The following is an 18768-nucleotide window of genomic DNA, read 5'->3' as shown; positions in this document are numbered from 1 at the left end:
GCATGCTGCGCTCCGTACTGGCGCTGCCCACCGGCCGGATCGCGGCCGCCATCCTCACCGGCGTCCTGGTCCTCGCCCTGCTCGGCCCCGTCCTCGCCCCGTACGACCCCCTGGAGGGCACCGACGCCGCGCTCGCCGCGCCGTCGGCCGCGCACTGGCTCGGCACCGACTACCTGGGCCGCGACGTGCTGTCGCGCATCCTCGCCGGCGCCCCGGCGAGCGTGTTCGGGGCCGTGCTCGTGGCGTTGATCGCGCTCGTCGTCGGCGCCGTGCCCGGGCTGCTGTCGGTGTACCTGGGCCGCGGGTTCGAGTGGCTCACCCTGCGGCTCGTCGACACGCTGATCGCGCTGCCGTTCCTGGTGTTCGCCGTGGCCGTCACGGCCCTGCTCGGCAACGGGGTCGTGCAGGCGATGACCACGGTCGGCGTGCTCGTGTCGCCGGTGTTCTACCGGGTGGCCCGGGCGGCGGCGCTCGGCGTCTCGCGGTCGCAGTACGTGGAGGCGGCAGTGCTCGCGGGCGCGTCGACGGGGTGGATCGTGCGCCGGCACGTCGTCACGCAGGTGCTCCCGCCGGTCGCGATCGCGCTCGCCAACACGATGGCCGCGGGCTTCGTGGTCGTCTCCAGCCTCACGTTCCTCGGGATCGGAGTGCAGCAGCCGGCGCCGACCTGGGGCGGTGTGCTCGCCTCCGACCTGGGCTACCTCGCCTTCCGGCCGTACGCACCGCTCATCCCCACCGTCCTGATCATGCTGACCGTGTGGGCCTTCAACCTGCTGGCCGACGCGCTCCGCGACACCGAGGGCGCGGCCGGCCGCGCACACGCGAAAGGGGCTGGCACCCGATGACCGATTCCGTGCTCTCCGTGCACGACCTGCACGTCCACGACCCGCGGTCGGGCAGCGAGCTCGTGCGCGGCGTCTCGTTCGACGTGCCGGCCGGCGGCGCGCTCGGCATCGTCGGCGAGTCCGGCAGCGGCAAGACGCTGACCTGCCGCACGGCGCTCGGCATCCTGCCCGCGCCGCTGGAGATGACGGGCGGGCGCGTCACGCTGCTGGGCCGCGACACCGCGACGCTGACCGAACCCCGGTGGCGGGAGCTGCGCGGCCGCGGGATCGGCGCGGTCTTCCAGGACCCGGGCGCGTTCCTCAACCCGTCGTTGCGGATCGGGTCGCAGGTCGCCGAGGTCCTGCGGGTGGGCAGGCGGCTCGGGCGCCGCGCGGCGAGGGCCGAAGCGCTGCGGCTGCTCACCGCGGTGCACCTGCGCGACCCGGAGCGCGTGTCGCGGCAGTACCCGCACGAGCTGTCCGGCGGCATGCTGCAGCGCGTCGTGATCGCCGCCGCGATCGCGCTCGACCCGCAGGTCCTCATCGCCGACGAGGCCACCACCGCCCTGGACGTCACCGTGCAGGCCGAGATCCTCGACCTGCTCGCCGACCTGCGGGAGCGGATCGGGCTCGCGCTCGTCGTCGTGTCGCACGACCTCGCCGTCGTCGCGCAACTGTGCGAGGAGGTGGTGGTGCTGCGCGACGGCGAGGTCGTCGAGCGGGGCGCCACCGACGCCGTCCTGCGCGCGCCCCGGCACCCCTACACGCGGCTGCTCATCGACGAGCACAACCGCTACGGCCTCGACCGCTACCTCGCCCCGGAGCTCGAACATGCCGGCTGAGCAGACCGTCCTGCAGGTGACCGGGCTCGGCGTCCGCTACGGGCGCACGACCGCGCTCACCGGCGCCGACCTGACCGTCGGCCGCGGCGAGACCGTCGGTGTGATCGGCGAGACCGGCTCCGGCAAGTCGACGCTCGCACGCGCCGTCGTCGGGCTGGTGGCACCCGCCACCGGGACCGTGACGATCGCCGGGGAGGAGGTCACCGCGTTCGGCAGGCGGCAGTGGCGTGCGTTCCGTCGCCGCGGCGTCGTGCAGTACGTCTTCCAGGACCCGCTGCGCAGCCTCGATCCGCACCTGCCCGTGGGCACGTCCGTCGCCGAACCGCTGCAGCTGCAGGGCCGCTCCCGGGCCGACGCGGACGCCGCCGCTCGCGCCCAGCTGGAGCGGGTGCACCTCGCCGCCGACCTCGCCGACCGCTACCCCGCGGAGCTGTCCGGCGGGCAGCGCCAGCGCGTCGCCGTCGCCCGCGCGCTGGTCACCGACCCGCAGCTCGTGGTGCTCGACGAGCCGGTGAGCGCGCTCGACGCGGCGAACCGGGTGCGGGTGCTGGAGGTCCTCACCGAACTGCGGGAGACCGGCACGGCACTCGTGTTCATCTCCCACGACCTCGGCTCGGTCGCGGGCGTCAGCGACCGCGTCGCGGTCCTGCACCGAGGCGCGGTCGTGGAGACCGCGCCCACCCGCTCGATCGTCAACGACCCGCAGCACCCGTACACCCGGCTGCTCGTCGGCTCGGCGCCCACCCTCGCCGCCGGCGCGGTGGATCGCGAGACGCGCGCCGAACTGCGCCGGCAGCTGCTCACCGTCGGCTGAAGGAGAGACCCGGATGACTCGTCAGCTCAAGCTCGGCCTGCGCCTCTACGGCGTCGGCGGACCCGGCCAGCACGGCCTGTGGAAGGACCCGCGCGTCGCGAAGGACGCGAGCACCGACATCGACTGGTACATCGCGCAGGCGAAGGCCGCCGAGGCCGCGAGGTTCGACCTCCTGTTCATCGTCGACAGCCAGTTCATCGACCCCACCTACCCGCCCCACTACCTCAACCGGCTCGAACCGCTCACGCTGCTGTCGGCCGTCGCCACGCACACCCGCCACCTCAGCCTGGTCGGCACGCTCAGCACGACCTACAACTCGCCGTTCAACGTCGCACGCCGGTTCGCCTCGCTCGACCACATCAGCCGCGGCCGCGCCGGCTGGAACGTCGTCACGAGCTTCGACACCGGCACGTCGCGCAACTACGGCCTGGACGAGCACCTCGACTACGCCACCCGCTACGGCCGCGCGCACGAGCACGTCGAGGTCGTGCGCGGGCTGTGGGACTCCTACGAGGACGACGCGTTCCCGGCCGACGTCGAGCGCGGGGTGTTCCTCGACCCGGCCAAGCTGCACGCCCTGGATCACCGCGGCGAGCACTTCGCGGTAGCGGGCCCGCTCAACATCTCCCGCTCCCCGCAGGGGCAGCCGGTGATCTTCCAGGCCGGCGTCTCCGAGGAGGGGCGCACGCTCGCCGCGGCCGTCGCGGAGGGGATCTACGCCCCACCCGGCACGCTCGAGGCGACATCGGCCTACTACGCCGACGTCAAGGCGCGCACCGTGGCCGCCGGCCGCAACCCGGACCACCTACTGATCTTCCTCGGCGCCGCCCCGGTGATCGGCGCGACCGACGCCGAGGCGCACCGGATCGCGCGGGAGGTCTACGAGGCCGACAACGACTTCGACCGCAAGCTCGGGCAGTTCGGCCGCGCCTTCGGCGCCCACGACTTCTCGCAGTACGACCTGGACGCACCGTTTCCCGACGTCGAGACGCTCGCCGAGCGCGGCGGCCGCACCCGCGGCGCCGACATCGTCGCTCGGGCCCGGGAGGAGGGCCTGACCCTGCGCCAGACCGTCGAGGCGTTCACGACCTTCACCCCCTCGCCGTTCACCGGTACCCCGGCGACGGTGGCCGACTCGATCGAGACCTGGTTCCGGGCGCGCTCCTTCGACGGGCTCAACCTGGGCTTCCGCACGCTGGAGGACGTGGAGCGGTTCGCCGATGAGGTGCTGCCGGTGCTGCGCACCCGCGGGCTCGTGCGCAGCGAGTACGACGCCGAGACGCTGCGCGGCAACCTCGGCCTCCCGATCCCGCAGAACCGCCACACGGCCGCCCGCACGCAACCGGCGACGATCGCCGGGCAGTAGCCCCGAGCGACCGAGCCGCACACCGTGTCGAACGGCGCCGGGTCACCGTGCCCCGAGGTTCGCACCGGTCGCATCCGCCCATCGGCGGCTGTGACCGGCCACCACCCGGCCCGGCGTCAGTTCCGCAGAGAGGACAACAACGGAATCTTGTTCCACGAACCGTCCGCGACATGCTCGGTCCGGCAGCGGGGAGCTGCGTGACATGATCGGTCGCCCGGAGGAGGCCGGAAGGACTGTTGGTGGAGCACACGTTTCAAGTTGATCTGCGCGGCGTCGTGGACCTCCTCAGCCGTCACCTCTACACCGGCCCCCGCGTCTACGTGCGGGAGCTGCTGCAGAACGCCGTCGACGCCATCGCCGCTCGTCGGCTGGTCGATCCGGATGCCCCAGCGGCCGTCGCCGTCGTCGCGGGCGAGGTGCTGGAGGTGCACGACAGCGGGATCGGGCTGACCGAGGACGAGGTGCACGAGCTGCTCGCCACGATCGGGCGCAGCTCCAAGCGCGACGACTTCGGGTTCGCCAGGCACGAGTTCCTGGGCCAGTTCGGCATCGGGCTGCTGTCCTGCTTCCTGGTGGCCGACCAGGTGCGTGTCACCACCCGGTCGGCGAAGGGCGGGCCGACCGTCGTGTGGACCGGGTTCGCCGACGGCCACTACACGGTGACGCCCGCGGACAACGAGCGTCCGCAGCCCGGCACGACGGTGACCCTGGCTCCGCGCCGCGGGATGGAGTACTGGCTGGGTGCGCCCGTCGTCACCGAGCTCGCCACCGCGTTCGGGGGCCTGCTGCCGGTGCCGGTCACCGTGAACGGGCAGGTGGTGAGCGAGGACGAACTGCCGTGGCAACGCCCGTACGGGACCCCGCACGACCGGACCGCCGCGCTGCGCGCCTACGGGGAGAGCCTGTTCGGGTTCACCCCGTTCGACGCGATCGACCTGCGGGTGCCACAGGCCGGCCTGTCCGGGGTGGCGTTCGTGCTGCCGGTGGCCGTCAACCCGACGGAGCGCGGCGGTCACCGGGTGTACCTGCGCCGGATGCTGCTCGGCCAGAACGTGCAGGACCTCTTGCCGGAGTGGGCGTTCTTCGTGCGGTGCGTGGTCGACACCAGTGAGCTCCGGCCCACCGCCAGCCGGGAGTCGCTCTACGACGACGACCTGCTCGCCGACACCCGCGATGCCATCGGCGCGCAGCTACGGGACTGGCTGGTGGCCCTGTCGGCAACGCAGCCGCAGCGGTTGCAGCAGTTCCTGCAGGTGCACCACCTCGGGGTGAAGGCGCTGGCCGTGCACGACGACGCGATGCTCGGCGTGGTCGACCGCTGGTGGCACATGGAGACCAACCTCGGGCCACGGACCCTCGCCGAGTTCCGCCGGACGAATCCGACGATCCGCTACACCGTGACCGCCGCCGAGTTCCGCGAGCTGGCCGCGGTGGCCGCCGCCCAGGGCATCGGGCTGGTCAACGGCGGCTACACCTACGACATCGAGATCATGAAGCGGGTGCCGCGGCTGGACCCGGCGGTACGGGTGCAGCACCTCGAGCCGGCCGACCTGACCACGAGCTTCGCACCGCCGGATCCGGTCACCGCGCAACGGCTGCGGCCCTTCGTCGCCCTCGCCGAGAACCTGCTCGGCCGGCAGCGGTGCGCGGTGCTCCCACGCACCTTCGACCCGCCCGGGGTTCCCGCGCTGTACCTGGTGAGCCGGGCCGCGGTGCACGCGGGCGAGATGTCCGCGGCGCGCGAGTCGGCGGGCGATCTCTGGTCCGGGGTGCTGGCCAACGTCGACGGCCCCCACCCGGCCGACGACCGGCCCCAGCTGGTGCTGAACCTGGCCAACCCGGTGGTCCGCCGCATCACCGAGCTGCCGGATGCGAACCTGGCCGGCCTGGGCGTGCAGGCGCTGTACGGGCAGGCACTGCTGCAAGGACAACACCCGCTGCACGCCGAGGACAGCGCGGTGCTCAACCAGGCCCTCCTCGGGCTGCTGGATTGGACCATACGGCCGGGAGAAGGTGCATGACCCAGAACGAACCGCAGCTGTGGGCCGCGTTGGCGGCAGCGCAGGCGACGGACTCGTACGAGGCGCAGCAGGCGCAGCTCGAGGACGTCGTCCGCCACGCCGACGCCGGAGGCTTCTCCCGGATCGCGTTCGCCGCCCGGCGTGCCCTGGCGAGCGCGTACTGCGTGGGCCGGCAGTGGGACAAGGCGTTCCCCCTGTTCTCCCGCTGCCTGTCCGAGCACGACGCCCAAAAGCGGGAGTTCAGCCCGGGCGAAGAGGCGTCGCTGCGCTCCTGGTACTGCTGGATCATCCAGACGATGGCCGAGTTCCCCGCCATCAGCCTGCCCCAGATCTACGCGGCGCTCGACGACGTCGAACAGCGTTACCAGGCGGCGGGCCAGAACCTGCGTGAGGTGTACGAGACCCGCCGCTCCGTGGCACACATCGCCGCGGACTGGCAGCAGGAAGAGCACTACTTCCGGCAGTGGATGGCCGCGGGCGGTCCAGGACCGGATCTGTGGGACTTCGCCCTTCAAGTCGACCGGCTCACCGACCGCGGCGCCGACGCGGCGGCATACGTGGTGGCCGCCCCGGTGCTGGCCGGCGCGCGAACCTTCGGCGTGCCCCCGGTGCCGGTGTGGATCGACATGTTGCTCCCCTTGGCGCGGCTGGGCAGGCACGCGGAGGCCCGGCAGGCGTTCCGGCGGGCCCAGCGGAACATCTTCCGTGGCGTGTACCGCTTCGAGTACAGCGGCAAGCTCATCGAGTTCTGCGCGCTCACCGGGAACCTCGACGCGGGTCTCGAAAAGGTCAGCGCGATGATGTGGGGCTTCGACACCCTGAACCGGCCGACCGGGCGGATGGGCTTCGCCACCTCCGTGGCCGTGCTGATGCAGCAGATGGTCCAGGCGGGCCGCGGCGACGAGCCCGTCCGCTGGAGCAAGCAGGACCAGGACGAGCACGTCACCGCGGCCCAGCTGCTCGAGCGGATGCGCGGCATCGCGCTGGATCTCGCGGCGCAGTTCGACGCCCGCAACGGCGCCACCGCCCAGGGCGATCAGGTGCGCGTCCGGCTCGCCTCGCAGCCGGTCGGGCGGGTCCGGGTGGGTAGCGTGGCCTTCCGGATCCACCTCCCGATTCCCGCAGGCCTGCCGGCCGAGGACCTGTTGACGCGGGCCGAGTGGCATTTCCACCGTGAGCAGCCTGCGGTGGCCCGCGACCACCTCCGGGCGCTCGGGCAGCCGCCGCCGCACCTGGCTCCCCGCCGCGCCCACCTGCTGGCGATGATGGACGACAGCCCGGAAGCGGGAGCCGCTCTGCACGAGGCGGCCGGGCAGTACAAGGCCGCGGACGACATGCTCGGCATGATGCTCTGCCTCTGCGACGTCGCGGTGTGGCTGACCGACGGCCCCTCCGGCCAGGAGGACACGGCCAAGGGGCTCGTCACCACGATGTGCAAGAACCTGCACAAGCTGGGCGACCAGCGGGGAATCGCCCTCGGCGAGCTCGCACTCGCCCTCGTGGTGATGCGTTCGAATCAGCGTGCGGCCGATAAGGCGCTGGCCCGCGCCGCCAACCACGCCGCCAACTCCGGCGATCCCCACACCGTCGCGAAGATCGCGCACCAGCAGGTGCAGCGGGCGTTGCGCCATAAGAAGAAGCCGCTCCAGCAGGTCGTCGCGCTCGCCACGACGCTGCGCGACGCCTCGTTCGCCGCGGGCTGGCTGGACAGCGCGGTTCGGGCGTTCGACATCATCGAGACGGCTCACGTCGACGCGGGCAGCACCGCCGCCTACGACCGGGAGATCGACGCGCAGATCGCCCAGCTCCCTCCGAACACGCCGCGCTGGGTGCGGGTGTGTTTCGGCTACGCGCAGGCACGGGGCTTCATCGCGAACGGCCGGGTAGCGGACGCGCTGCCCGGCTTCGAGCAGTTGGTCGCCGAGGAACGCCCCGGCGGGGTGCCCGCCGAGCACTGGTTCTGGCTCGCCCAGGCCTACTTCGCCGCCGATCGCCTCGACGAGGCGGTCGACGCCGCCGACATCAACGCCGCCTGGCTCGACACGCTGCGGGAACGCGGAAACCTCGACACCCCGTCGATGGCCGACCGGAACCGCAAGCTGCTCGTCGAGTGCTACCAGCGGCTGGGCGACCCCGAAAGCGCCCTGGAGGAGCTGGAGATCCTGGGCCGTGGCGCCCGTGAACGGGACGACACGGACCTGCGGGCCTACGTGCTGGCACAGACCGATCGGGTCGGTCGCGCTATGGCGGCGTCGCCCACGGCCGGCCGGATCGGGCCGTGACCGCCCCTGACGACATCCCGGCCACGAACCGGCTGCGGCCGCGTACTGGGCAGCGCGTGGGCGTGGGGTTCGAGATCATCGGGTGGTGGGGGCGTACTGCAGCTCCAGCGCTCCGCTGCGGAGCGCCTCGGACCCGGTGAGTCGGAGCGCCAGGCGTTGGGTGGGCATGTCGTCGAACAGCCGAGGACCCTCGCCGACGACGATCGGCAGCACGGTCACGTTGAGTTCGTCCAGGAGGTCGTTCGCCAGCAGCCACCGCACGAGCGTGGGGCTGCCCAGCACCAGGACGTTCCCCTCGCTCTCGGCCCGAAGCTGCGCGATCCGCTCAGGATCGCCACCGATGATCGTCACGCCGTCACGCCGGGCGTGGGTGAGTGTCGAGGACACGACGCAGGTCGGTGTCGCGTCCAGGAAGGCGAGCATCGGTGAGTCGGGGTGCTCGACGCGCAGTCGTTCGTAGCCCTCGTAGGAGTGCCGGCCCAGCAGCAGCGTGGCGGCACTGCGCCAACCGGCCAGGACGCGCGCGAAGAGCTCCTCGTCGAAGTAGGGGAACTGCCAGTCGTCGTCGGCGTCCACGATGCCGTCCAGCGAGGTGAAGAGCCCCGTCACGATCTTGCCCATCTGATCGGCCTCCAGGTCGGGTGGTCTGCTCAACGAGAGCAGACGGCGCGAAGCGCGCGAAATCATCGCTCCAGCGGTCGGCGCCCGCCGAGGGCTTCGGCGAGCATGGCGCGGAACCGTTGGTTGTCGGCGTCGAGGTGCCGGATGCGTTCGGTGGCCGATCCCAGGCGGCGCCGCGGGGAGGCGACGGTGGCGCGCTGCCGATCCGGAACGGCCGAGTCGGGCGCGGGACGCTCGCGTGCTCGCAGGCGCTCGATCTCTCCGGCCTCGTGGGCGACGATGTCGAAGGTGATCGGTGTTCCGACGGTGTCCATGCGGCGCAGCTCGGCGACGGCGCGTCGATGTCGTCGGAGTTGTCGAGGACCTGTTGCGACGGATCGACGCCCTGCAAGCGGTACACGCTCCCCTCCCGCTTGCGAGCGGCCGGGGGAAGCACCCTGGTGAGGCTGCTACGGCTCAGTCCGCGTTGGGGCGGAACTCCCGTAGCTGAGCAAGGACGTCATCGAGTAGCCACCGGTGTTGCCCGCCAGGGGTCGTGTAGGCAGGCGTGATCTTCCCGTCCTGGTGGTACCGCCGGATCGACTTCTCCGAGAGCCGCAGCGCACGCGCCAGCTCCGGGGTCGTCAGGTACTCGGCGGGCGGCACGCCCGCGACGTTAGGTCAGTGCGGACCGTGTTCGGCCGGGTCTGTCCAGGTAGTCGCAGGTAGTTCCGCAGATGTCCAGGTTTGACCTACTATGACCAGGTGGCGTTCTGGATCACGGTGACAAGGGATGGCGGCATGGCCATGGGCGAGGCGGCAGACGAAGCGGAGGCGCGACTCATGATCGAGTCTCAGCAACGCGGCAGCGTCAACTTCAACGAGCGCACCGGCCGGTACCGCTGGGCCGTGGTCGCCGGCGACGGGAAGAGCTCCCACGGGTGGGCCGACACAGAGGCGGACGCCTGGTGGTACGTCCGGGAAGCCGTGAATCGGCCACACCGGGGCACCCACTACCGAGGTTCTCGCTGCCGCTGGGTCCGCGAGCCGTGAGCACGTGAGCCACGAGGCGCGATGGGCACGCGCTGGCGATCGCGCTCCTCGCGGTTGACATCGCGATTGTCACCGATGTGCTCATCCTGGCCACCTGGTGACCGGGTCCTCGGGAATTCCGGCAGAACCGCTCCGCCTCGTGGCTGCTCCAGAGGGCTGGACCATCCCTGATCGAACACGGTCGACCCACCTGAAGCTCGTTGCGATTGATCGGCGTAGTTGTGGATCGAGGGCTCATCGATGCGCTGACCCAGCCTTTCACGATCGACGGGCACTCATCGGGCCGCCGCTCGACGGAGGACGCGATCGATGCGTTCACGGCTGCAATCGTCGGCGGGGGTGTGGACGACGATCCGGATGCCGGGGTGGTCGACAAGGGCCATGCCGGTGGAGCGGATACGAATTTCCCCGATCTCCGGGAAGCCGTAGTGCTTGTCGCACAGACGGGGTGGGGCCACGTCTTCGGTGTCCCACAAGCGGGCCAACAGTGGGCTCGCGTCGCGCAGGCGGGCGACGAAATCGCGCCATTGCGGATCGTTGAGGTGCTGGCTGTAGCTGTAGCGGAAGCCGGCCACGACCTCCGGTGCCTGTTCGTCGCGGTTGAGGATGCGGCTGTGCTCCTGCAGCGCCGTGAACAGGTACCAGATGGTGTTCCGTTCGGCGGCCGGCGCGCTGACCAGGTGATGGTGCAGGGCACCGTACGACCGGTTCCAGCCCAGGACGTCCGTGCGGGCGTTGACCAGAACCGCCGGCAGCGGGTCCAGGGCCCGCACAATGGCGTGGAGCTCATCCGGGATGTCGAGCGCGGGTTCCACGCCGGCCAAGGGCTGGGGGACCCCCGCCAGGCGGTAGAGGTGGTCGCGTTCGGCGTCGGTCAGGCGCAGGGTCCGCGCCACCGCGGCGAGTACCTGTCCGCTGGCGTTGATCGGCCGGCCCTGTTCGAGCCAGGTGTACCAGGTGATGCCGACCCCGGCGAGCTGGGCGACCTCCTCGCGGCGGAGCCCCGGGGTGCGCCGCCGGGTGCCGGGCGGGATGCCGACCTGGGCAGGTGTGATCCGTTCGCGTCGTGACCGCAGGAACGACCCGAGTTCCCTACCGTGTGCGGTGACTGTCACGCCACCATCGTGCCGGAGCCGGCAGCCGGTAGCCGGGTGGTGTCAGTACCGGTATGACCAGGCTCTCAGCACCGGTATCGGAAGAGGCTCATGCTCGGATCGCTGGTGATTTCCGAGCATGAACGGACGAAGATCTCGATGAGCGACACATTCGACTGCAAGATCGCGGTCGTGACGGGCGGCAGCGCCGGTATCGGCCACGCCACGGCACGGAAGATCGCCGCACGCGGCGGCGCCGTCTACATCACGGGCCGGGACGGGGATCGCGTGAAGGCGGCGGCGGCGGACATCCCCGGTGACGTCATCGGTGTCCAGGCCGACTCGGCCTCCGTCGACGATCTCGACCGGCTCTTCACGCAGGTCCAGGAGCGCAGTGGCCGGTTGGACGTGCTCATCGCCAACGCGGCGGCGATCGTGCCCGCCCCGCTGGGCTCGATCACCACGGAGATCATCGACACCGTGTTCGGCGTCAACGTGGCTGGGACGATCATGACAGTCCAGAAGGCGCTGCCGTTGCTGGTCGACGGGGGTGCCGTGGTGCTCGTCGGGTCGATGGCCGCGCACAAGGCGTCGCGCGGGCAGAGCGTCTACGCAGCGTCCAAGGCCGGGGTCCGTGCGCTGGCCCGTACGTGGGCTCTGGAGCTCAGCCCGCGGGGGATCCGGGTGAACGTGGTGAGTCCAGGCCCGACGGACACGCCCGGCATCGCGCAGCTCGCCCCGGGCGACGAGGCGCGGAAGGCGTTCTTCTCGAGGATGGGAGCCGGGACGCCGATGACCCGGGCCGGCACCGCGGAGGAGGTCGCCGCGGTCATCGCTTTCGTCGCCTCGGACGCCGCTTCCCACGTCAACGGCGCCGACTACCAGGCCGATGGCGGATACGGACAGGTCTGAACCGCCGATCGTGCTTGCTGAGGGTCTTCTTTTCGTGTTCGAGCATTGGGTCGGATGCGGAACGTGGGCCGGTGGTCGCGTTCGGTCCAGGCGACGGGTTCGACGGCGTGTCGAGGAACAGTGAGGGGTGCGGGTGCGGTCTCGACCACGGGCTCTGCGGTGGCCCCACCATGGCGGTCACTGGAGGCCCCACCCGGTGATCACGTTGCCGGGCAGGGCGGCCCTGATCTGGCCCCACTGGTCGGACCAGCTCGCGATCACTGCGGGTTGGTTCGTTTCTTGCGGGTGTGAGCGAGGCGGCAAGAGTCGCTGCCGGTCTCTGCGGATCGGTGAACGTCTCCGAGTGCTGCGAGTCAGGGCTGGTCGCCCACAAGAGCGATTGCGCGCGTCTCGGGGACTCCCAGCATCAGCAAGCTGGTGATCGTCGCTGCTCGGGCGCCGAGTGTCTCGCTCGACAGGTCGCTGTCCGCGATGGCGAACACGACGCCGTAGGCAACCTGGCTCAGAATGCCGGCCGGCAGGTGCTGTGCGAACACGTCGCTGTCCTGGCCCCGTTTCACGAGGTCGGCGAGGAGGTCATCGACTGGCCCGAGCAGGCCGTGGATCGCCTCGCCGTACTCGCCACGGCGCAGCGCCAACAGCACTCGGTACCGGTGAGCCACCGGCCAGACGCGGGCGATGAACTCGACCCACGTCGCGTCCGCTTCTGCGTCAGAGGCGTTGACCTCGGTGAGCACGGCTGTCACCTCGGTGACGGCTCGTTCCGTGAGTGTCCGAACCAGGTCGAGGCGCGTCGGGAAATGGCCATAGACCGTGCGACGGACGACGCCGGCAGCGGAGGCGATGTCACCCATTCCGGCGTCAGGTTTCTCTCCCAGCACATCGAGGGCGACGTCGAGGATGCGATCGCGTGTCTCGTTCATCGAGCGCACACGGGAGGACTCGGTGGGCACGACACCATGGTTGCACACTGGTGTGCAACGAAGTAGACTGCACACCGGTGTGCAACGGTGGGTTGCACTGTGCTTCGACGCCCCGGAGAAGAGAAGACGCGATGACCGCACCGACGCCGCCGACCTCGACCCTCGTCCGCCCGTTCACCGTCTCGATCTCGGATTCGGAGATCGGCGACGTGAAGCAGCGACTGGCCAGAACTCGATGGCCGGATCCGGAAACGGTGGGCGACTGGTCGCAAGGGGTTCGCGTAGAGAACGCCAGATCCCTGGTCGACTACTGGGAGCACGACTACGACTGGCGGCGCTTCGAGTCCGAGCTCAATCGCTTCCCCCAATTCCTGACCGAGATCGATGGGCTGGACATCCACTTCATCCACGTCAGGTCCAAGAATCCCAACGCGATGCCACTGATACTCACGCACGGATGGCCGGGTTCGATCGTCGAGTTCCTGAAGCTGATCGGCCCGCTGACCGATCCGGTATCGTTCGGAGGAGATGCCGCCGACTCATTCGACGTCGTCGTCCCGTCACTCCCCGGATTTGGGTTCTCCCAGAAACCCACGGAAACCGGGTGGACTGTATCGCGCATCGCAAGCGCGTGGGTGGAACTGATGAAGCGTCTCGGCTACACGAGATGGGCCGCGCAAGGCGGCGATTGGGGTGCCGTCGTCACCACCGCCCTCGGGGCCATGCAACCTGATGGGCTTCTCGGAATTCACCTGAACACCCAGTACGCCTTTCCCGCACAGATACCCGACACCTTGTCGCCCGAACAGCGCTACGCCGTGGAGACCCTCGCCCTCTACACCGGCGATCTCGGTGGGTCGAACCACCTTCAGGGCACGAAGCCGGAGACTGTCGGATTCGCCCTGGCGGACTCTCCCGCTGGTCAGGCAGTCTGGATCTACGAGAAGTTCCAGTCCAAGACCGACAACCACGGGCTCGCCGAGGACACCCTCAGCATGGACGACATGCTCGACGCGATATCCCTCTACTGGTTCACCAACAGCGCAGCATCGTCCGGCCGCATCTACTGGGAGAACAAATCGGGCACTCTCGCCGGCCCGAAGCTGACGCTTCCGGTCGCGGTGACCGTCTTCCCGAGGGACATCCCACGCCTGCCACGAAGCTGGATCGAAGACACTTACAGCAATCTGATCCACTACGGCGAGGCCGACAAGGGCGGGCACTTCGCGGCCTTGGAACAGCCCGAGATCCTGGTCAGCGAAATCCGCACCGGCCTGCGCACCCTTCGTTCCTGACGCCAACGCGCGATCGTCGTGCAGCAGTTCAGCCTCGCGGAGCGCACTGCCGCGACGTGCTCGGCGCTTGACACGGAAAGTGGCGGTCAGCGGTAACCAACTCGGAGTGTCGAACGGGTTCGTCCGGCGGCCGGCAACCCAGGGCGATGATCAGGCCGCGGCAGACGTCATAGCGCAGCCTTGACGACCACCCGTGCGTTTCCGCGAGGCTATCGGCGACCCGTGTCGCGTGGACGATGTGTGGTTCGGTCGATCGCAGACCGCTGAAGACAGAGGCACATCTGGTGGGTCTTGGTGCCCGTCTCGACGCCGACACCCCGTGCAGGGTGTCGGCGCGAAGGATCTCGATCGTCTCGCCGTCGAGATCGACATGCCGCCACCGGAGAGCGCACACCCCGCCGCGCCGGATGCCTGTCGTCATGACGACCCACACCAGCGTTCCCCAGTCGTCGTCCATCTCGAACGCGGCATCGAGAAGGCGGGCGGTGTCGGGCGCCGACGGCGGGTCGGGCACCGGCGCCTTCAGCCTCGGGCGCCGATGACCGTGCGGGAGCCACAGCCGGCGCTAGGAACGACTCTCCCCGGGTTCTGCGCGGTGGCCGATTTCCTGGATCCGGCCCGGCAGGCTCAGCCGTCTTTGGGCCGCAGGGATCGGAGCTGCTCTAGAACCTGATCGAGCACAAACCGGTGCTCGCCGCCCGGCAGTGTGTGGTCCGGCCGGATCTTCCCGTCGCGGACGTAGCGGTACACGGTTTTCCTGGACAGCCGTAGGCGCCGCGCGACCTCAGCGGTCGTCAGGAACTCTTCGGACACCTCCGGCACGTTAGAGGGCTTCCCAGCACGAGAGCTACGTGACGACGCTGACGATCTACGCGGACTACATCGACGAGGAGGACGGCAAGGCCGTCCCGCTCGCCCGGCCGACCGCCCCCGCCCCCCGAGAGGGGGGAGAGGTCATCAACCTCGCAGAGCGGCGCCGTAGCGCTAAGTAACAAGCGCGCCGAGCCGTGCGACTGCTCAGACGAACCACCGACCCGGCGGTACCGGGCTCCGCGCCAACCGGCGCCTACCAGAGAGCGAGAGAGAACGTCATGGCTACGTTCAACCCCCGCACGAAACACCCGAGCGCGACCTTCCTCGCGAAGGCCTGGCTGTGGGATGACGGCCGGATCCACATCGTTGGCGCCGACCCGGACCTGCCGAACAACGGCATCCACATCAACGTCCGTTCGGGAACGTCTACCGACGCCAACCTGCGCCAGATGCTCCGCGATCTCGACCCATCGACGCGCCAGTTGCAGGAGAAGATCGAGACGCTCACTCCTGAGCAGAAGGCGAAGCTGCTGTCCCAGCTCGAAGAGCAGGACGACGAGTAGCGCAGCCTGATCTGCTCCGTACGCCCACGAAAGCCCCGGCCCGTCTCCTCGGACGGTCACCGGGGCTCTCGCACGTCTACGGGCGAACCTCGCGTGCCAGGTCCGGAAGCATCGCGGCGTTCCCGGTCAGCACCAGAACGAGCGCGAGCAGGAAGGTCAAGACGACGGCGACAACGCGCCAGTCGGACAGGTTCATGTGCGGTCACTCCCATGGCAAAGAAGACGGACGGGTCCCGCACGCCGTCCGAGAGCGCGCGCACTTCCGTGCCATGCCTTGGGGTGCCTAGCGAAGGGTGGAACGGCGAGGATCGGGCCAGGCGGCTCGGACCCGACTGGTGGGTGCGATCTCGACGTCTCGCTAGCCAGCAGCTAGGAACTTGCGCTGCGATGCCCACCGTACGGACCGTTGCCCGCAGGCGCGGGAACCGACACGCCGCGCCCGGCGGCTAGCTCCGCTCCGCCCGCGCATGCCGCGCCGAGTCGGCGAGCGTCCACAACGAGCACGGCCACGCCGCTCTCGGCGTCCCCCGCCCCGGCGTCGTGCACTTGACGCACAACCCGGCGGCGTTCGGGCGGTGGTCCGCCATGAGCCGCTCGATCACGTCCCGCCGCGTCGCCAGCTCCAACACGAACTCCGCCCAGCTCCCCTGTGCCACGGGCCGGACGGTACTCCGAAACGGACAACTGCTCTAATACGTCCAAGCGGTCCAGATGTACCGAACGTGCTGCCAGGGCCGTTCGTGCTGGTTGGCGCACATACCGTCAGGGAGTGGACCGCCCGGAGAAGCTGCTCACCACCGCGCAGGCGGCGGAGCACCTCGGCATCTCCCGCGGCACGCTCGCGCGCTACGCCCGGGACGGGCTCCTGCGGCCGACGCTGACGCTGCCGACGGGACACCTGCGCTGGAGCCTGGAAGACCTCCGGCGCCAGATGCGGGAGTTGCGCGAGCGCGACGAGTAATCCCGCCGCTGGAGGGGATCTGAGAGGGAAACGATCTTCCTTGATCCACTGGCGGACCGGAAAAGCGGTCCTGACCAGCGGGAATGTGTGGGGCGAGAGGGGTTCGAACCCTCGACCTGACGGATTATGAGTCCGCTGCTCTGACCAGCTGAGCTACCGCCCCCGGGGACAGGCGAGACTACCGCGCCCGACCGCCGTCGGGACCGACGCAGGAGATCGACGTCACGCTCGTCCGGGCGACTGACCAGGGACCGTGGCTCTCCCGCCGCCGGCCGTGGCGGTTGACGGTGCGTGGGCGCGATGGGCCGTTCGGGGCCGGCCGCGGCCACCGGTGACCCGATCTCGTGGCACAGCCGTCCGGCCGCCGCTCGGCCTACGCACAAGTGCGTACCTCCGAGAATTTCGGTCACCGGTATTCTCCCGCGTCGCTGTCGAATACGCACACGTCATCCCGGAGCGCCATTAAGCGCTTTCCGGTGTCGGACGGTGACAATCGGAGCCGCAGCGCCCAGCGTCGGCGCGCTCTGTTGCGCTCAACGTGAGTCGCCCGGGTGGCGGGCAGACGGCGAGACCGTTCCTGCGCGACTCTGTCCGTCGCCTCGATCGGGCGGTACCGGTTCGCGGACTCGCTGTGACCCCGGAACCGCATATCTGACTCCGCCGGCACATATCGGTGCCGGGTGTCGCACGTGCATTTCGGCGGGCCGTCGCGCCTTCGATCGGTGTCGGCCTGTCATCCGGGTTGTGGAGAGACTGGAGGACGGCATGGCGCGAGGTATTTCCATTCAGGTCGGGATCAACAACGTGGATCCGGGGGTCTACGGATCGCCGCTCACGTTGCGCGGCTGCGAGAACGATGCGCGGTCGATGCGCGGGCTGGCTGAGGCGGCCGGGTTCGACATGTCCGCCTCGACCATGCTGCTCTCCCCCGCGGCGACGGCGGGCGCGGTGGCGGGGGCGATCCGGGCGGCGGCTGCCCGCCTGCAGGGCGAGGACCTGCTCTTCCTCACCTACTCCGGGCACGGCGGGCAGGTGCCGGATCCGAGCGGGGTGGAGGTCGACGCCAAGAACGAGACGTGGGTGCTCTACGACCGGCAGTTGCTCGACGACGAGCTGAACCTGCTCTGGTCGGAGTTCGCGGCGGGCGTGCGGATCTTCGTCCTCTCCGACAGCTGCCACAGCGGCACGGTGATCAAGGACTTCGACGGCTCCCTCTACGACAGCACGCGCCGGGCCACGCTGAACGCGCTGCCCGTGCTCGCGCGCGACCTCGGCGGCCTGGACGTCCCCCAGCCGGTGACGAAGGAACTGCCGTTCCTGACGCAGGCGCAGGTCTACCTGGACAACCAGGCGTTCTACGACGGCATCCCGCGCGCCAAGGACGTCACGGCGAAGGCGTCCGTGATCCTGATCAGCGGGTGTCAGGACAACCAGGTGTCGCTGGACGGTTCGGTCAACGGGCTGTTCACCGAGAAGCTGCTGCAGGTGTGGCAAGACGGCTTCACCGGCGACCACCCGGCGTTCCGGGACGCGATCGCAGCGCTGCTGCCCCCCACCCAGTCACCGAACTTCTTCGTGGCCGGAACCGCCTCGCTGCCGTTCCAGAGGCAGCGTCCCCTCACCGTCGCGGCACCGGTCGCCGGCGCGGCGCCGCTGCCGCAGCAGGCACCGGCCCAGCCTTCCGGGAGCACCTGGATGGACCGGCTCGGACTCTCGTTCGACAACATCTGGAAGGAGAAGGGAATGCCGCAGAGCACCAACGGTGCCCAGGAGAAGTGGTTGGAGTTCATCCCCATCGTCGTCGACCTCGGACTGCAGGTCGTGGACGCACTGTCGAAGGAGGGCTACCAGATCGAGAACGCGTCCGGGCAGAAGCTCGTGGCCACCCGGGACGCGACCGGCAACGAGAAGTGGTTGCAGTTCATCCCACTCGCGATCAGCCTCGGCGCCCAGGTGTACGACGCGCTCAGCAAGGAGGGCGCGCTGCCGCCGAGCAAGCAGGTGGCGCTACCCAAGGACATCTCGGCGGAATCCACGAAGGGCTGGCTGGACCTCATCCCGATCGTCCTCAACCTCGGGAGCCAGGTGCTGAACGCGGCCACCAAGGAGGGTTTCGTCGAATCCGACAACGGGACCCGGATGCCCAGCCTCGACGACCCGGACGCCAAGGGCTGGATGGACCTCATCCCGGTGGCCCTCGAGATCGGGACGCAGATCTACAGCACGCTGACGAAGGCGCCGGCCATGGCCGCCGCCATGCCGGTGCGGTCCCTCGGTGACGCCGTTGCGGGTGGACCGCTGGCCCGGGAGGTCGTCGCGTCGTTCAGCAAGCAGGTGCTGGAAGCCGCCCGGATGTGACCGAGCGATCCGAACGGCTCCGCCGCGCTCGTCGCGGCGGAGCCGCC

At 70.0% G+C, this 18768-nt stretch carries 19 protein-coding genes and 1 tRNA gene; 12 read left to right on the top strand and 8 right to left on the bottom strand.

Annotation, left to right across the window (positions count from 1 at the left end; translation table 11 throughout):
* The first annotated feature begins 2 nt into the window (after window positions 1-2).
* From CFP66_RS34295 to CFP66_RS34270, 6 genes are all read left to right on the top strand, one after another.
* A complete protein-coding gene (locus CFP66_RS34295) occupies window positions 3-845 on the top strand; it encodes an ABC transporter permease (protein ID WP_094929487.1) in 843 nt (280 codons plus the stop codon).
* The gene (locus CFP66_RS34290; RefSeq protein WP_094929486.1) at window positions 842-1666 is read left to right on the top strand and encodes an ABC transporter ATP-binding protein; all 825 of its coding nucleotides are present in this window, start codon (window positions 842-844) and stop codon (window positions 1664-1666) included. The genes CFP66_RS34295 and CFP66_RS34290 overlap by 4 nt, the downstream gene beginning before the upstream one ends.
* Window positions 1656-2480, top strand: a complete 825-nt coding sequence (locus CFP66_RS34285; RefSeq protein ID WP_094929485.1) for an ABC transporter ATP-binding protein — start codon at window positions 1656-1658, stop codon at window positions 2478-2480. Before CFP66_RS34290 ends, CFP66_RS34285 begins: the two co-directional genes overlap by 11 nt.
* 13 nt (window positions 2481-2493) lie before the next feature.
* Window positions 2494-3846 carry an NtaA/DmoA family FMN-dependent monooxygenase gene (locus CFP66_RS34280; RefSeq protein ID WP_094929484.1) on the top strand — a complete coding sequence of 451 codons (1353 nt, stop codon included), beginning with the start codon at window positions 2494-2496 and terminating at the stop codon, window positions 3844-3846.
* 239 nt (window positions 3847-4085) lie between these two features.
* Window positions 4086-5867: an HSP90 family protein gene (locus CFP66_RS34275; protein ID WP_094929483.1), complete on the top strand. Its 1782-nt coding sequence runs from the start codon at window positions 4086-4088 to the stop codon at window positions 5865-5867.
* A complete protein-coding gene (locus CFP66_RS34270; protein ID WP_094929482.1) occupies window positions 5864-8149 on the top strand; it encodes a tetratricopeptide repeat protein in 2286 nt (761 codons plus the stop codon). The genes CFP66_RS34275 and CFP66_RS34270 overlap by 4 nt, the downstream gene beginning before the upstream one ends.
* Window positions 8150-8224: 75 nt before the next feature.
* On the opposite strand, the gene CFP66_RS34265 is transcribed toward CFP66_RS34270, so the two are convergent.
* From CFP66_RS34265 to CFP66_RS34255, 3 genes are all read right to left on the bottom strand, one after another.
* Window positions 8225-8803, bottom strand: a complete 579-nt coding sequence (locus CFP66_RS34265) for a dihydrofolate reductase family protein (protein ID WP_158228318.1) — start codon at window positions 8801-8803, stop codon at window positions 8225-8227.
* Between the two features lie 29 nt (window positions 8804-8832).
* On the bottom strand, window positions 8833-9084 hold the full coding sequence (locus tag CFP66_RS34260; protein ID WP_094929480.1) for a hypothetical protein: 252 nt from the start codon (window positions 9082-9084) through the stop codon (window positions 8833-8835).
* A 142-nt stretch (window positions 9085-9226) separates the two neighbouring features.
* Window positions 9227-9415, bottom strand: a complete 189-nt coding sequence (locus CFP66_RS34255) for an AlpA family transcriptional regulator (RefSeq protein WP_094929479.1) — start codon at window positions 9413-9415, stop codon at window positions 9227-9229.
* 99 nt (window positions 9416-9514) lie between these two features.
* Between CFP66_RS34255 and CFP66_RS34250 the strand changes: the two genes are divergently transcribed.
* Window positions 9515-9802, top strand: a complete 288-nt coding sequence (locus CFP66_RS34250) for a hypothetical protein (protein WP_143517455.1) — start codon at window positions 9515-9517, stop codon at window positions 9800-9802.
* A gap of 275 nt (window positions 9803-10077) precedes the next feature.
* On the opposite strand, the gene CFP66_RS34245 is transcribed toward CFP66_RS34250, so the two are convergent.
* Window positions 10078-10917: a helix-turn-helix transcriptional regulator gene (locus CFP66_RS34245; protein ID WP_094929477.1), complete on the bottom strand. Its 840-nt coding sequence runs from the start codon at window positions 10915-10917 to the stop codon at window positions 10078-10080.
* Window positions 10918-11055: 138 nt separating this feature from the next.
* Here CFP66_RS34245 and CFP66_RS34240 point away from each other — a divergent pair, with 138 nt between their 5' ends.
* Window positions 11056-11808 (top strand): SDR family NAD(P)-dependent oxidoreductase, encoded by a 753-nt coding sequence (locus tag CFP66_RS34240; protein ID WP_094929531.1) that lies wholly within the window; start codon window positions 11056-11058, stop codon window positions 11806-11808.
* 353 nt (window positions 11809-12161) lie between these two features.
* On the opposite strand, the gene CFP66_RS34235 is transcribed toward CFP66_RS34240, so the two are convergent.
* Window positions 12162-12761 carry a TetR/AcrR family transcriptional regulator gene (locus CFP66_RS34235; RefSeq protein ID WP_094929476.1) on the bottom strand — a complete coding sequence of 200 codons (600 nt, stop codon included), beginning with the start codon at window positions 12759-12761 and terminating at the stop codon, window positions 12162-12164.
* 101 nt (window positions 12762-12862) lie between these two features.
* On the opposite strand from CFP66_RS34235, the gene CFP66_RS34230 reads away from it, so the two are divergent.
* A complete protein-coding gene (locus CFP66_RS34230; protein ID WP_094929475.1) occupies window positions 12863-14026 on the top strand; it encodes an epoxide hydrolase family protein in 1164 nt (387 codons plus the stop codon).
* Between the two features lie 627 nt (window positions 14027-14653).
* Here CFP66_RS34230 and CFP66_RS34220 read toward each other — a convergent pair.
* Window positions 14654-14839, bottom strand: coding sequence for a helix-turn-helix domain-containing protein (locus CFP66_RS34220; protein ID WP_233159948.1), 186 nt, complete (start codon window positions 14837-14839; stop codon window positions 14654-14656).
* Between the two features lie 278 nt (window positions 14840-15117).
* Here CFP66_RS34220 and CFP66_RS34215 point away from each other — a divergent pair, with 278 nt between their 5' ends.
* Window positions 15118-15402 (top strand): hypothetical protein, encoded by a 285-nt coding sequence (locus CFP66_RS34215; protein ID WP_094929472.1) that lies wholly within the window; start codon window positions 15118-15120, stop codon window positions 15400-15402.
* 446 nt (window positions 15403-15848) lie between these two features.
* On the opposite strand, the gene CFP66_RS48145 is transcribed toward CFP66_RS34215, so the two are convergent.
* Window positions 15849-16058, bottom strand: coding sequence for a hypothetical protein (locus CFP66_RS48145; protein WP_094929471.1), 210 nt, complete (start codon window positions 16056-16058; stop codon window positions 15849-15851).
* A 113-nt stretch (window positions 16059-16171) separates the two neighbouring features.
* Between CFP66_RS48145 and CFP66_RS34205 the strand changes: the two genes are divergently transcribed.
* Complete coding sequence (locus CFP66_RS34205; protein WP_094929470.1) at window positions 16172-16363, top strand: helix-turn-helix domain-containing protein; 192 nt, start codon at window positions 16172-16174, stop codon at window positions 16361-16363.
* An 88-nt stretch (window positions 16364-16451) separates the two neighbouring features.
* Here the strand turns inward: CFP66_RS34205 and CFP66_RS34200 are convergent.
* Window positions 16452-16526: transfer RNA gene (locus tag CFP66_RS34200), tRNA-Ile, on the bottom strand.
* 581 nt (window positions 16527-17107) lie between these two features.
* Here CFP66_RS34200 and CFP66_RS34195 point away from each other — a divergent pair.
* Entirely contained in the window at window positions 17108-18721 is a 1614-nt protein-coding gene (locus CFP66_RS34195) for a caspase family protein (RefSeq protein WP_198961847.1), read from the top strand.
* The last annotated feature ends 47 nt before the right edge of the window (window positions 18722-18768 follow it).

Source organism: Pseudonocardia sp. MH-G8, assembly GCF_002262885.1.
Lineage (GTDB): Bacteria > Actinomycetota > Actinomycetes > Mycobacteriales > Pseudonocardiaceae > Pseudonocardia.
This window is presented reverse-complemented; position numbering and strand designations above follow the sequence as displayed.

Excerpts from the sequence above, each read along its gene's own strand:
- CFP66_RS34295 (WP_094929487.1), top strand. The coding sequence starts at position 3 with ATGCTGCGCTCCGTACTGGCGCTGCCCACCGGCCGGATCGCGGCCGCC.
- CFP66_RS34290 (WP_094929486.1), top strand. The coding sequence starts at position 842 with ATGACCGATTCCGTGCTCTCCGTGCACGACCTGCACGTCCACGACCCG.
- CFP66_RS34285 (WP_094929485.1), top strand. The coding sequence starts at position 1,656 with ATGCCGGCTGAGCAGACCGTCCTGCAGGTGACCGGGCTCGGCGTCCGC.
- CFP66_RS34280 (WP_094929484.1), top strand. The coding sequence starts at position 2,494 with ATGACTCGTCAGCTCAAGCTCGGCCTGCGCCTCTACGGCGTCGGCGGA.
- CFP66_RS34270 (WP_094929482.1), top strand. The coding sequence starts at position 5,864 with ATGACCCAGAACGAACCGCAGCTGTGGGCCGCGTTGGCGGCAGCGCAG.
- CFP66_RS34260 (WP_094929480.1), bottom strand. The coding sequence starts at position 9,084 with ATGGACACCGTCGGAACACCGATCACCTTCGACATCGTCGCCCACGAG.
- CFP66_RS34240 (WP_094929531.1), top strand. The coding sequence starts at position 11,056 with ATGAGCGACACATTCGACTGCAAGATCGCGGTCGTGACGGGCGGCAGC.
- CFP66_RS34230 (WP_094929475.1), top strand. The coding sequence starts at position 12,863 with ATGACCGCACCGACGCCGCCGACCTCGACCCTCGTCCGCCCGTTCACC.
- CFP66_RS34215 (WP_094929472.1), top strand. The coding sequence starts at position 15,118 with ATGGCTACGTTCAACCCCCGCACGAAACACCCGAGCGCGACCTTCCTC.